This is a genomic window from Rhodosalinus halophilus, from assembly GCF_003298775.1.
Classification (GTDB): domain Bacteria; phylum Pseudomonadota; class Alphaproteobacteria; order Rhodobacterales; family Rhodobacteraceae; genus Rhodosalinus; species Rhodosalinus halophilus.
Map to the genome: position 1 here is coordinate 420673 of NZ_QNTQ01000001.1, position 12575 is coordinate 433247.

Sequence of the window (12575 nt, forward strand, 5' to 3'; positions counted from 1 at the left end):
CACCTCGCCCAAATCCGCGCCACTGCCGACGAGCCCCGCCCGCGGCCATTGGGGCCGTGGCGCAATTCGATTGAGCCCCCCGGGGCGGCGTGGTCTCACCCCACTCGGCACGGAGCGAGGAGGCCCCCATGAAAAAGATCGAAGCGATCATCAAGCCGTTCAAACTCGACGAGGTGAAGGAGGCGCTGCAGGACGTGGGCGTGCAGGGCCTCAGCGTCATCGAGGTGAAGGGCTTCGGCCGCCAGAAGGGCCATACAGAGCTCTATCGCGGCGCCGAATACGTGGTGGACTTCCTGCCGAAGGTGAAGATCGAGGTCGTGCTCGACGACGATCAGGTCGAGGCCGCCGTCGACGCCATCGTCGCGGCCGCCAAGACCGAAAAGATCGGCGACGGCAAGATCTTCGTCAGCCCCGTCGAACAGGCCATCCGCATCCGCACCGGCGAGACCGGCTCGGACGCGATCTGACACCCCGCAAGAGACCCCAGCAAGCGAAAGGGACGAAGGGAATGAGCAAGGATTCGATTCTCAAGAAAATCAAGGACGAGGAGGTGGCCTACGTCGATCTCCGCTTCACCGATCCGCGCGGACGGATGCATCACGTCACCGTGGTCGCGGACGAGGTGGACGAGGACTTCCTCGACGAGGGCTTCATGTTCGACGGCTCCTCGATCAACGGCTGGAAGGGGATCGAGGCCTCCGACATGAACATGGAGATCGACGTCGGCAGCGACTACGTCGATCCCTTCTTCGCCGAGAAGACGCTGGCGCTGCACTGCTCGATCCGCGAGCCCGACACCGGCGAGCCCTACGAGCGCGACCCGCGCGGCACCGCCGAGAAGGCCGAGGCCTACCTCAAGTCCTCGGGCATCGGCGACACGGCCTTCTTCGGGCCGGAGGCGGAGTTCTTCCTCTTCGACGACGTGCGCTTCTCCACGGCGATTAACAAGGTCTCCTACGAGGTGGACGCGCAGGACGGCTCCTGGAACACCGACACCGAATACGAGATGGGCAACACCGGGCACCGCCCCGGCATCAAGGGCGGCTACTTCCCCCTGCCCCCGCTCGACGACGGCCAGGACATCCGCTCGGAGATGATGTCCACCATGAAGCGGCTCGGCATGAAGGTGGACAAGCACCACCACGAGGTGGCCTCCTGCCAGCACGAGCTGGGCCTTATCTTCGACTCGCTCAAGAAGCAGGCCGACGAGCTGCAGAAATACAAATACGTCATCAAGAACGTGGCGCAGGCCTACGGCAAGACGGCGACCTTCATGCCCAAGCCCATCGCGGGCGACAACGGCACCGGCATGCACGTCAACATGTCGATCTGGAAGGACGGCAAGCCGCTCTTCGCCGGCGACAAATACGCCGACCTGAGCCAGGAGGCGCTCTGGTACATCGGCGGCGTTCTCAAGCACGCCAAGACGATCAACGCCTTCACCAACCCCTCGACCAACTCCTACAAGCGGCTGATCCCCGGCTTCGAGGCGCCGGTGCTGCGGGCCTACTCGGCGCGCAACCGCTCGGCCTCGGTCCGGATTCCTTGGGCGGAAAGCCCCAAGGCCAAGCGCGTCGAGGTCCGCTTCCCCGATCCCTCGGCCAACCCCTATCTCGCCTTCTCGGCGCTGCTGATGGCGGGTCTCGACGGGATCAAGAACAAGATCGACCCGGGCGAGGCGATGGACAAGAACCTCTACGACCTGCCGCCGGAAGAGCTCGAGGGCATTCCGACGGTCTGCGGCAGCCTGCGCGAGGCCATCGGCGCGCTGATCGCCGATCACGACTTCCTGCTCGCGGGCGACGTCTTCACCAAGGACCAGATCGACGGCTACGTCGAGCTGAAGATGGAAGAGCTCGAGATGTACGAGCACACGCCGCATCCGGTCGAATTCCAGCTCTACTACAGCTGCTGACCGGGCTGCGGCCGGAACTCAGGGGGCGCCCGGCCGGGCGCCCCTTTTTCGTGCCGGCCCGCTTTCGTACCGGCCCCCGCCCCGCGGGATGCATCGCCATATCTTGCCCGGTTTTGGGCACAATTGGCCCAAAGATTTGCCCAACGGTGTGTTTACTACAACCCTGACGAGATCAGGAGGGGGAAATGACCGCTGCGCTTGAAATGCCCTGCCACTTCGCCGCGCTGCGCCTTGACGCACACCACATGCCCGAGCCGGTCGCGCTGCAGGGCCGGCTCGCCTGCTGGCTCGAAGAGACCGGGCACGGGATCGACGCCTCGGGCACGCTTCCCGACGGCGCGCTGTGGGTGCGGACCCCGGAGGCGACGATCCGGCTCGCCACCGAGGGACCGGACCGCCTGACCGTGCATGTCGCCGAGCGCGCCACGGCCGAACAGACCCCTGCGGGCGAGGCGCTGCTGCTGCACCTGGTCTACCGGCTGGCCGCCCGGCTGACGCCGGACCGGATCGAGTGGCAGGCCCCCGGCAGCTGGCTGGACGCGCGGGAGTTCATGCAGGTGGCCGGACGCGTCGCCGGCAGCGTGCGTCCCGCCCGGCCTGTGAAACTGCGCCCGTCCGAGCGCGAGGCCGCACGTCCCGCCCAACTGCCGGCCGAGCCCGACCCGACCGAGAGCCTGAGGCTGCGCGCGGCCTTTCGCGCCCTGTCCGAGGAGCAGGAGGCGCCCGCCCCGAGCCCGCAGATCCGCTGCGCGGCATGGGCCCTTTCGGGCGCCGCCGGAGTCCTCTGCCTGCCGCTCGCGCCCGTGCTTCTGGCGGTCAACCTTCGCCAGGGGGCCGATCTGCGTCTTGCGGCGCAGGCCTGCGCCCTGATCGGACTGTTCTTCGCGCTCGACGATGCGGGGGCGCTGCAGCAGGTCGCCGCGATGATGCCCGTCTGATCCGGTGATGACTTGCGCGACGGACGGGCGCGGGTAGGCTGATTCGCGCCAGTGCCATCCGGAGTAGCCCATGTTCCCGTTCCGCCGTGCCAGTCTGACCGCCCTTCCCGCCCTGCTCTGCGCCGCCGCCGTCGCCGCGGCGCCCTGCGGCGACACATCCGCCGGCTTCGAGCAGTGGAAGGCCGCCTTCGCGCAGGAGGCCGCCGCGGCCGGGGTGGGCGAACGGGGCCTTCAGGCGCTCGCCCAGGCGCGCTATTCGCAGCGCACGATCAATGCCGACCGCAACCAGACCGGGGTGCGCTACAGCTTCGAGGATTTCGTGCGCATCCGTCTCGGCTCGCTCGACGGTTTCGCGGCGCAGGCCCGCCGCCGGCTCGAGCCCAACCGCGCCTTCTTCGCCGCGCTCGAGCAGCGCTACGGCGTGCCGGCGGGCATCCTGCTGTCGATCCACGGGATGGAGACCGGCTTCGGCCGCACGATGGGCTCCGAGCCCGTCGTCTCCTCGATCCTGACCGTCGCCTACGACTGCCGGCGCGCCGAGTTCTTCACCCCGCACGCCATCGCCGCACTGCAGATGGTGGACCGCGGGATGCTCAGCCCCACGCAGCTCGGCGCCTTTCACGGCGAACTCGGGCACACCCAGTTCCTGCCCGGCAACGCCCTGCGCTACGGCGTGGACATCGACGGCGACGGGCGCGTGAACCTTTACGAGACGGGCGACGCGCTGGCCTCCACCGCCAATTTCCTCGCCCGGAAAGGCTGGCGCGCGGGCGAGGGCTACCAACCCGGATCGCACAACTTCAGCGTCATCGGCGAATGGAACGCCGCCACCGTTTACCAACAGGCGATCGCGGCCGCGGCCGCCCGCATTGATCGCTGAGCGGAAACGCTCTGTTCGCGCATGCGCGCCCCGGACACCCCGGATGGGGGAAATCCGCCGACGACTGTTCGAAGGACAAGGACAATCGCAGCCGTTTTCCCGAATTGCCCAACTGTTTCTAGGTCTTCGACATAGTTTCTCCCTGATTGTCGGTCACAATTTTCAGAAGAAACGAGCAGTTGTGGAGAGGATCATGACGGGCGACGCGCCGATCTATCATGCCGTGCTGGTGTTCACCGGCGCCCGACAGTTCGACCGCCCTGCGATGCGCCGCGACATCGAGGCCGCCTTCCGCGCCACCGAAGAGTGGCGTCCCGGCGCGACCGCGGAGGGCGATCCGACGGCGGTGCCAGGGCGCTCGGTCTGCGCGCGCTTCGACGTCTTCGCGCCGACCGAGCGCGGCGGCACCGTGCCGGAGGACGAGTGCGTCGAGGGCCTTGAGGTCTTCGCCGAGGCCTATCCCGACCTGGCCGAGCCCAGGTCGCTGGTCTCGATCCAGGTCTTCCCGAAGGACTCGGAAGAGACGGACGATCTGCTGCTGTCGGCCGTGCTCGCGCAGGTCGTCGATCTGCTCGTGGAGCGAACGGAGGCCGACTTCGTCCGGCTGCCGGGTCGCTCGGGTCTGATGACCGGCGCGCGCTTCAAGTCCGAGTTCCGGCTCGCACGGAGCGCGGCCCCCGGCTCCCCCGGCAGCGACATGCGCTTCGAGGAGGGCGATTCGGACGGCTGCACGGGCGCCGAAATCTTTCCCGACATCGATCTCACCGAGGCGCGGCTCGACCGCGAATGGCGCCGACAGAACGAAAGCGCCAAGGGCGGCGCGGGGGACCACGACGGAACCGGCTCCGAGCTCGTGCCCGTCGAGGCGCGCCTGGCCACCTGGGCGGTCAACGCCTCGGTCGCGATCTTCGCACCGCCCGTGGGCGCCTCGCTCGCGGTCTACAACCTGCTGCGGGGCGAGGATTTCCGACTCAACGCCCATGCCCTGGCGCTCACGGGCACCTTCATGGCGCTCGCCGCCTCAGGTCAGGGGCTTTCCGACCTCGCGCTCCTGCTCTGAGGCAGGTCTCGCCAGCACGAAGGTGTGGATCGAGAAGACGACCGCGCCGGTCGACGGCAGCCGCAGAAGACACTGGCGCTCCGAACGCAGGTAGCCCGCCCCGGCCGGGACGGGCGCGCGGGGATCGCTCTCGCGCCGTGGCTGGAACAGCGCGGGATCCTCGTAGGTCAGCAGATTGAAGCGCCACAGCGGACGGCCCGCGCGCACCCCGTCGAACAGGCGCTGCACCCGGCGCGCGATGTCGCCGTCATAGGCCGCGATCGGCGCGTGGATGCGCACCAGCGGGCGCAGGAATTTCTCCTCCAGCGACCAGCTCGCAGGAAAGCAGAGCACGGCGGCGGTGAGCACATGCTCGTCCCCGCGCTTCTCCATGACACAGAAATCCTCCTGCGCCAGCCGGCCGACAGTCGCCATCGGGTCGGCGCGGTCGATCGGCAGGGTCACGCCGTCGGGCCGTGTCACCTCCTCCGCGCCGATGCGATAGCCCGGGCGCCCGTCGAGATGCGCGAGCACCGTGTCGAGCAGCTCCTCCGCCGCCGGGCGCGCGGCCGGGTCGAGGCGGAGCACCGCGTCGCGCCGCCCGGCGATGAGCCGGTCGCGCAGGGCCATCTGCTGGGCGAAGGCCTCGTCGGCGATCAGCCAGTCCGCCGGATCGAGCGGCGCGACGCCCGGAAGGGGGCGCGGCGTCGCGTCGAAGGGCAGCCGGCGCTGGAGGATCGGCCGTTGGCTCATGCCGGCGCCGGACTGCAGTAGTGCATGAGGCCCCAGTCGCCCAGCACCCTGTCCACCCGCCCCCAGAGCCCGAGAAAGGCGAGCGGCTCCGACCCCGCCTGCGCCGCGATCTCCGCAAGGCTGCGCCGCCCGTCGATGCGCGCGACGAGCGGCGCGGCGTCCGCGGGCACGAGGTCGTTCATGCTCGCCCCGCCGACCTCGAGCGTGACACGGCCCGTCCGCTCGATCTGCCGGGCGAGCTTCGCCGCGTCGAGGCCCCGCAGCAGGGGCACCAGCCCCATCTCGCGTCCCCTGGCCCGGGCGCGGGCGGCGCGGGCGGCCGGGGCGGCATAGACGGCATGGGTGCGGATGGTGCCGCGCAACCTTTCGGCCAGCGCCATGCGCTCGACCTCCCCGAGCGCCTCGGGCGCGGCGACGCCCTCCGGCAGAAGCCGCGCGAGATCGTAGAGCGCGGGCGTCGCCGGGGCGATCAGCGCCAGCCCCGCGCGCCCGAGCATCGCCGCGAGTTCGTCGATCGCGAAGGCGCGGTCCTGCGAATGCAGCAGCAGGTCGTAAAACCCCGCATCGCTTGCGAGATGATCCGACAAATGCGGGTTGCGGCGGAACGGGTGCCCCGCGGGCACCTGTTCCAGTATCCGCCGCGCCCGTGCCAGACGCTCTGCCGGTGGCAGGCCGCCAAGCAGCGCGCGGAACGCCTCCTGCAACGGATAGACCCCGCTGCGGCCGTGGGGCGCATAGACCATCAGCCCGATCCCGCCGCCAGGGTCGAGCGCCGCGGCCAGCGCGTCGAAGCCCGTCTGCGGCTCGGGCAGGTGGTGCAGCACGCCGCAGCAGTCGATGTAATCGAAGCGCCCGAGCTCGGGCGCCGTCAGCAGGTCGCCGGTGACGAAGCGGATACCCGAAAGGCCGCGCACCGCCGCGCGCCGCTCGGCGATGTCGCGCGCCGCGCGCGAGAGGTCGAGATAGGTGATCTCGGCCGCGCGCCCGTCATGGTCGAGCAGCGCGGCGAGCTGGATCAGCCCGTCGCCCGTGCCACCGCCGGCCACCAGCACCCGGAAGGGCCGCGACCAGTCCCGCCGGCCGGCGAAAAGGAAATGCTCCACCTCCGGCAGCCAGGAGGGCGAGCCCGTGACGAGGCGGCGGCGCTCGTCCTCGGGATCGCGCGCCGGGTAGGGATAGGCGTCGTACTGCTCGGCGATCTCGCTCATGCGGCCCCCCCTGCCCGCTCGCGGGTCGGAAAACGACATGCGCGCGTGTCGCGCGCAGGCGGCCGCCGGCCGCGCCGCGATGCTGCAATGGCGGGTGAGGACGGAGGCCACGCCATGAACACCCATTTCCGCGACACCCGCAAGATCGACCCCTCGCGCGGCGCGACGCTGGGCGACGGCAGCCCCAACGACGCCGACCGCGTCGAGATCGGGCCGACGCAGCTCGCCTTCCGGGAATGGGAGGCGGCGGGCCTCGCGCTGCCCGACCTCGCCGAGATGCGCCGCTATCGCTGGCGCCGGCTCACGGATCACGTCGTGGCGCGGGACTATGGCGGGCTGCTGCTCTTCGACCCGCTCAACATCCGCTACGCCACCGATTCCACCAACATGCAGCTCTGGAACACGCACAACCCGTTCCGGGCGCTGCTGCTCTGCGCCGACGGGCACATGGTGCTCTGGGATTACAAGAACGCGCCCTTCCTGAGCGGATTCAATCCCCTGGTGCGCGAAGTCCGCTCCGGCGCGGACCTCTTCTACTTCGACCGGGGCGACAAGGTGGACGTGGCGGCCGACGCCTTCTCGCACGAGCTGCGCGACCTTGTAGCCGAGCATGGCGGCGGCAACATGCGTCTCGCGGTGGACAAGATCATGCTGCACGGGCTGCGCGCGCTGGAGGCCGCGGGCTTCGAGATCATGGAGGGCGAGGAGGTCACCGAGAAGGCGCGCAGCGTCAAGGGGCCAGACGAGATCCGCGCCATGCGCTGCGCCGCGCACGCCTGCGAGGCGGCCGTGGCCGAGATGGAGCGCTTCGCCCGCAGCCGCGTGCCCGTGGGCGGCGTCAGCGAGGACGACATCTGGGCGGTGCTCCACGCCGAGAACATCCGCCGCGGCGGCGAGTGGATCGAGACCCGGCTGCTGGCCTCCGGCCCGCGCACCAACCCCTGGTTCCAGGAATGCGGGCCAAGGATCGTGCAGGACAACGAGATCGTGGCCTTCGACACGGATCTCGTGGGCGCCTACGGCATCTGCGTGGACATCTCGCGCACCTGGTGGGTGGGCGAGGCCCCCCCGCGGCCGGACATGATCGACGCCATGCGCCACGCGCACGAGCACATCATGACGAACATGGAGATGCTCAGGCCCGGCGTGCACATGCGTGAACTCTCGGAGAACTGCCACCGCCTGCACGACAAGTATCAGGCGCAGAAATACGGCTGCATGATGCACGGCGTCGGCCTCTGCGACGAGTGGCCGCTGATCGCCTATCCCGACCGGCTGGTGGAAGGCGCCTTCGACTATCATCTCGAACCCGGCATGGTGCTCTGCGTCGAGGCGCTGGTGGGCGAGGTGGGCGGCGATTTCTCGATCAAGCTCGAGGATCAGGTGCTGATCACCGAGGACGGGCACGAGAACCTGACCGCCTCCCCCTTCGATCCGCGGCTCATGGGCACGGCATGAGCCTCCGGGCGCCAAGCGGTTTGGAAACCGCTTGGCAAGCCGCTTTTCAAGCGGCTTGGCTCCGCACAGGTCACCGGCGCGCGAGATCGGCGCACGCCCGGTTGCGCCCGGCGTGCACGCCCGACAGGTTTCGGCCCGACGGCAGCCGGGAGAGCGCGAATGCAGAGCGAACGCTTCACCTTCGAAGGACATGACGGGCACGCCCTCGACGCGCGGCTCGAACTGCCTGCAGGCCGGCCATCGGCCACGGCGCTTTTCGCGCATTGCTTCACCTGCGGCAAGGACATCGCCGCCGCGCGCCGGATCTCGCGGCGCCTCGCGGCGATGGACATCGCGGTGCTGCGCTTCGACTTCACCGGGCTCGGCCATTCGGAGGGCGAGTTCGCCAACACCTCCTTCACCTCGAACATCGAGGATCTGGTCGCTGCCGCCGAGGCGCTCGCGGCGCGCGGGCTCGCCCCCTCGCTGCTCATCGGCCACTCGCTCGGCGGAGCCGCGGTGCTGCGCGCGGCGCGCCGGATCGAGAGCGCGCGCGCCGTGGCGACGATCGGTGCGCCCTGCGACCCGGATCACGTCACCCACAATTTCGGCGCCCACCTCGACGAGATCCGCGCGGCCGGCTCCGCGAAGGTCGATCTGGGCGGCCGCCCTTTCACGATCACCCGCAGGTTCCTCGAGGATGTCGAGGGCGCCAGCCTCGTGGAGGACATCCGCGCGCTCGGCCGGGCGCTTCTGGTGATGCACGCGCCGCTCGATCAGGTGGTGGGCATCGAGAACGCGGCCCGCATCTTCGCCCATGCGAAACACCCCAAGAGCTTCGTGACGCTGGACGACGCCGATCACCTCGTCAGCCGCGCGCGCGATGCCGACTACGCCGCCTCGGTCATTGCGGCCTGGGCGCGGCGCTACCTCGAGCTTCGGCAGCCCGAGCCGCCCGCCGACGCGCCCGAGGGCGTCGTGCGCATCACCGAAGCCGACCCGAACGGCTTCCTGCAGGACATCCAGTCAGGGCCATGGCACCACGCGCAGGCCGACGAGCCCGAGGACTTCGGCGGCACGAACCGCGGCATGTCGCCCTACGGATTTCTGGCCGCGGGGCTCGGCGCCTGCACCTCGATGACCATCCGCATGTACGCCCGGCGCAAGGGCTGGTCGCTCGAGCATGTCTCGGTGGACGTGACCCACGACAAGATCCACGCCGAGGACGCCGCGCAGGGCGAGGACCGCAAGGTGGACGTGTTCCGCCGCGTGATCCGGCTGACGGGCGAGTTGTCCGGCGAGCAGCGCGCCCGCCTGATGGAAATCGCCGACCGCTGCCCGGTGCACCGCACGCTCGAGCGGTCGAGCCGCGTCGAGACGGTGGCGGCCGAGGGCTGAGGGCCGCTTGTCTCGGCCCGGCGTCCGGTCTAGACCGCGCGCCGATCGCTCACGAGGTGCCGCCCATGATCCCCCGCTATTCCCGCCCCGAGATGGTCGCCGTCTGGTCGCCGGAGACGCGCTTTCGCATCTGGTTCGAGATCGAGGCGCACGCGGGCGACGCGATGGCCGCGCTCGGCGTGATCCCGAAGGAGAACGCCGAGGCGGTCTGGCGCGCCAAGGACGCGCAGTTCGACGTGGACCGCATCGCCGAGATCGAGGCAGTCACGAAGCATGACGTCATCGCCTTTCTCACCCACCTGGGCGAGATCGTGGGCCAGGACGCCGCGCGCTTCGTCCACCAGGGCATGACGAGTTCGGACGTGCTCGACACCTGCCTCAACGTGCAGCTCACCCGCGCCGCCGACATCCTGATCGCGGACGTGGACGCGCTGCTCGCGGCGCTGAAGCGCCGCGCCTTCGAGCACAAGGAGACGGTGCGCATCGGCCGCAGCCACGGCATCCACGCAGAGCCCACCACGATGGGCCTGACATTCGCCCGCTTCTACGCCGAGATGGACAGGGGCCGCCGGCGCCTCGTCGCTGCGCGCGAAGAGATCGCCACCGGCGCGATCAGCGGGGCCGTCGGCACCTTCGCCAACGTCGATCCCAGGGTCGAGGAACACGTCTGCGCAAAAATGGGCCTCGCGCCCGAGCCGATCAGCACCCAGGTCATCCCGCGGGACCGGCACGCGGCCTTCTTCGCCGCGCTGGGCGTCGTGGCCAGTTCGATCGAGAACGTCGCCACCGAGATCCGGCACATGCAGCGCACCGAGGTGCTGGAGGGCGAGGAGTTCTTCAGCCAGGGCCAGAAGGGCAGCTCGGCCATGCCGCACAAGCGCAACCCGGTGCTGAGCGAGAACCTCACCGGCCTCGCGCGCCTCGTGCGCTCGGCGGTGATCCCCGCGATGGAGAACGTGGCGCTCTGGCACGAGCGCGACATCAGCCATTCCTCGGTCGAGCGGGTGATCGCGCCCGATGCCACCGTGACGCTCGACTTCGCGCTCGCGCGGCTCACGCAGGTGATCGACAAGCTGGTGATCTACCCCGAGCGGATGCGCGAGAACATGGACCGCTACAAGGGCCTGGTGATGAGCCAGCGGGTGCTGCTCGCGCTCACCCAGGCGGGCGTCAGCCGGGAGGACGCCTACGCCATGGTGCAGCGCAACGCGATGAAGGTCTGGGAAGAGGGGCGCGACTTTCAGACCGAACTGATGGCCGATGAAGATGTGGTCGGCGCGCTCGGAAAAGAGGCGATCGCGGCGCAGTTCGACCTCGGCTATCACCTCGCGCAGGTGGACACGATCTTCGAGCGGGTTTTCGGCACCGCGCGCGTTTGATTTGCCCCTGCGGCATGCTACCTTCTGCGCACGTTCCAACGGGAGAGTGCAATGACCAGTGTGAAAACCCTTGTCGTCGCGGCGGCGCTGTCGGTCGTCCCGGCAATCTCGATGGCCCTGTGCGGCGGCAAGTCGCATCAGGCGATGTCCTGCGCCGAAGGCATGGTCTGGGACGCGCAGCAGCAGGCCTGCGTCCAGCAGGTCACGAGCTGACCGACAGACGGACTTACCTCGAACGTCATGCGACGGAAGGGCGGCCCCGCGGGGCCGCCTTTTCATTTCGACGGCCGCACGAGACCGCGGCCGCGTCCCCGTTCAGGCTTTCTTCACGCGGGGGTGCTTCGATGCGACCAAACCGCCGGAGACCGCCGCCTGAATGGATCGTCAGCCACAGCTCGCCCCGCCCGGGCTGCCCGCCGCCTCGCAGCGGGCAGAGTCCCGCTCGCCCGCCCTCACCCGCCGGCAAAAGGCGGCGATCATCGTGCGCCTGCTGCTGACCGAGGGCGCCGACCTGCCGCTCGCGCAGCTGCCCGAGCCGATGCAGGCCGAGCTCACCGACGCGATGGCGCGCCTGCGCATCGTGGATCGCGCGACGCTGGAGCAGGTGGTGCGCGAATTCATCGACGAGCTGGAGGCAGTCGGTCTCGCCTTTCCCGGCGGCATGGCCGGCGCGCTCTCCCTGCTCGACGGGCGGATCAGCCGCCACACCGCGGAGCGCATCCGCCGCGAGGCCGGCGTGCGGCAGACGGGCGACCCCTGGGCACGGCTGCGCGCCCTCAGCGTCGAGGAGCTTGTGCCCTTCGCACAGCAGGAGAGCACCGAGGTCGCTGCGGTGCTGCTCTCGAAGCTCGATGTCTCCAAGGCCGCGGAGCTTCTGGGCAAGCTGCCGGGGGAGCACGCCCGCCGCATCACCTACGCCGTGTCGCTCACCGACGGCATCACGCCAGAGGCCGTGGAGCGGATCGGCGTTAGCCTCGCCGCGCAGATCGACGCGCGCCCGCCGCGGGCCTTCGACGAAGAGCCGGTCAAGCGGGTCGGCGCAATCCTCGACTCCACCGCGGCCGCCACCCGCGACGAGCTGCTCGAGGGGCTCGAGGCGACGGACCGCGCCTTCGCCACGCAGGTGCGGCAGACGATCTTCGCCTTCGCCGACATCCCCGCGCGGCTCGACCGGCAGGACGTGCCGAAGGTGATGCGCGGGCTCGAGCAGCCCCGGCTCGTCGTCGCTCTCGCCGGCGCGCAGGCGGCCGGTCTGACGGAGGTGGTCGATTTCCTCCTCTCCAGCTTGCCCGGCCGCCTCGCCGGCACCCTGCGCGAGGACATGGAGGCGCGGGGCGCCCCTGACGCGGCCGATGGCGACGCCGCGATGACCGCTGTGGTGACAGCGATCCGGCGCCTGGAGGCGGCGGGCGAGGTCAAGCTCGCCGCGCCGCCCGAGGACGCGGACGGCTAGGGCGTGTTGCTCATAAACGGAAACGGTTCGACGACGGGCCCGCGACCGCCCGGGTGGGCGCGGCACGCGCCCGCCTTGGGGGCGGGCGGGCGCGTGCCCGCCGCAGGCACGACGGGCAGGTGAATCCGATCTGTGGAAACAGGTTCCGGGGCGCCGGCGGGCCGCACAACCCGCG

At 70.0% G+C, this 12575-nt stretch carries 12 protein-coding genes; 10 read left to right on the forward strand and 2 right to left on the reverse strand.

Features of this window, described 5'->3' with window-relative positions; genetic code table 11:
• The first annotated feature begins 128 nt into the window (after positions 1–128).
• The 5 genes from DRV85_RS01970 (at position 129) to DRV85_RS01990 (ending at position 4793) form a co-directional block, all read left to right on the forward strand.
• A complete protein-coding gene (locus DRV85_RS01970; RefSeq protein WP_113287724.1) occupies positions 129–467 on the forward strand; it encodes a P-II family nitrogen regulator in 339 nt (112 codons plus the stop codon).
• Positions 468–508: 41 nt separating this feature from the next.
• Complete coding sequence (gene glnA / locus DRV85_RS01975) at positions 509–1915, forward strand: type I glutamate--ammonia ligase (RefSeq protein ID WP_113287725.1); 1407 nt, start codon at positions 509–511, stop codon at positions 1913–1915.
• A gap of 185 nt (positions 1916–2100) precedes the next feature.
• Complete coding sequence (locus DRV85_RS01980; protein ID WP_113287726.1) at positions 2101–2853, forward strand: hypothetical protein; 753 nt, start codon at positions 2101–2103, stop codon at positions 2851–2853.
• Positions 2854–2923: 70 nt separating this feature from the next.
• Positions 2924–3733 carry a lytic murein transglycosylase gene (locus DRV85_RS01985; protein ID WP_113287727.1) on the forward strand — a complete coding sequence of 270 codons (810 nt, stop codon included), beginning with the start codon at positions 2924–2926 and terminating at the stop codon, positions 3731–3733.
• A 193-nt stretch (positions 3734–3926) separates the two neighbouring features.
• Entirely contained in the window at positions 3927–4793 is an 867-nt protein-coding gene (locus DRV85_RS01990; protein WP_113287728.1) for a hypothetical protein, read from the forward strand.
• On the opposite strand, the gene DRV85_RS01995 is transcribed toward DRV85_RS01990, so the two are convergent.
• Positions 4755–5525: a heme-dependent oxidative N-demethylase family protein gene (locus DRV85_RS01995; protein ID WP_113287729.1), complete on the reverse strand. Its 771-nt coding sequence runs from the start codon at positions 5523–5525 to the stop codon at positions 4755–4757. The two genes, DRV85_RS01990 and DRV85_RS01995, sit on opposite strands and share 39 nt — an antisense overlap.
• On the reverse strand, positions 5522–6733 hold the full coding sequence (locus DRV85_RS02000; RefSeq protein WP_113287730.1) for a class I SAM-dependent methyltransferase: 1212 nt from the start codon (positions 6731–6733) through the stop codon (positions 5522–5524). The genes DRV85_RS01995 and DRV85_RS02000 overlap by 4 nt, the downstream gene beginning before the upstream one ends.
• Before the next feature lie 114 nt (positions 6734–6847).
• On the opposite strand from DRV85_RS02000, the gene dddP reads away from it, so the two are divergent.
• The 5 genes from dddP (at position 6848) to DRV85_RS02025 (ending at position 12400) form a co-directional block, all read left to right on the forward strand.
• Positions 6848–8191, forward strand: a complete 1344-nt coding sequence (gene dddP, locus DRV85_RS02005) for a dimethylsulfonioproprionate lyase DddP (RefSeq protein WP_113287731.1) — start codon at positions 6848–6850, stop codon at positions 8189–8191.
• A 159-nt stretch (positions 8192–8350) separates the two neighbouring features.
• Positions 8351–9568, forward strand: a complete 1218-nt coding sequence (locus DRV85_RS02010; protein ID WP_113287732.1) for a bifunctional alpha/beta hydrolase/OsmC family protein — start codon at positions 8351–8353, stop codon at positions 9566–9568.
• 65 nt (positions 9569–9633) lie between these two features.
• On the forward strand, positions 9634–10947 hold the full coding sequence (purB, locus tag DRV85_RS02015) for an adenylosuccinate lyase (protein WP_113287733.1): 1314 nt from the start codon (positions 9634–9636) through the stop codon (positions 10945–10947).
• 51 nt (positions 10948–10998) lie between these two features.
• On the forward strand, positions 10999–11160 hold the full coding sequence (locus DRV85_RS02020) for an adenylosuccinate lyase (RefSeq protein ID WP_113287734.1): 162 nt from the start codon (positions 10999–11001) through the stop codon (positions 11158–11160).
• Between the two features lie 163 nt (positions 11161–11323).
• A complete protein-coding gene (locus DRV85_RS02025) occupies positions 11324–12400 on the forward strand; it encodes a FliG C-terminal domain-containing protein (protein WP_113287735.1) in 1077 nt (358 codons plus the stop codon).
• Positions 12401–12575 lie beyond the last annotated feature (175 nt).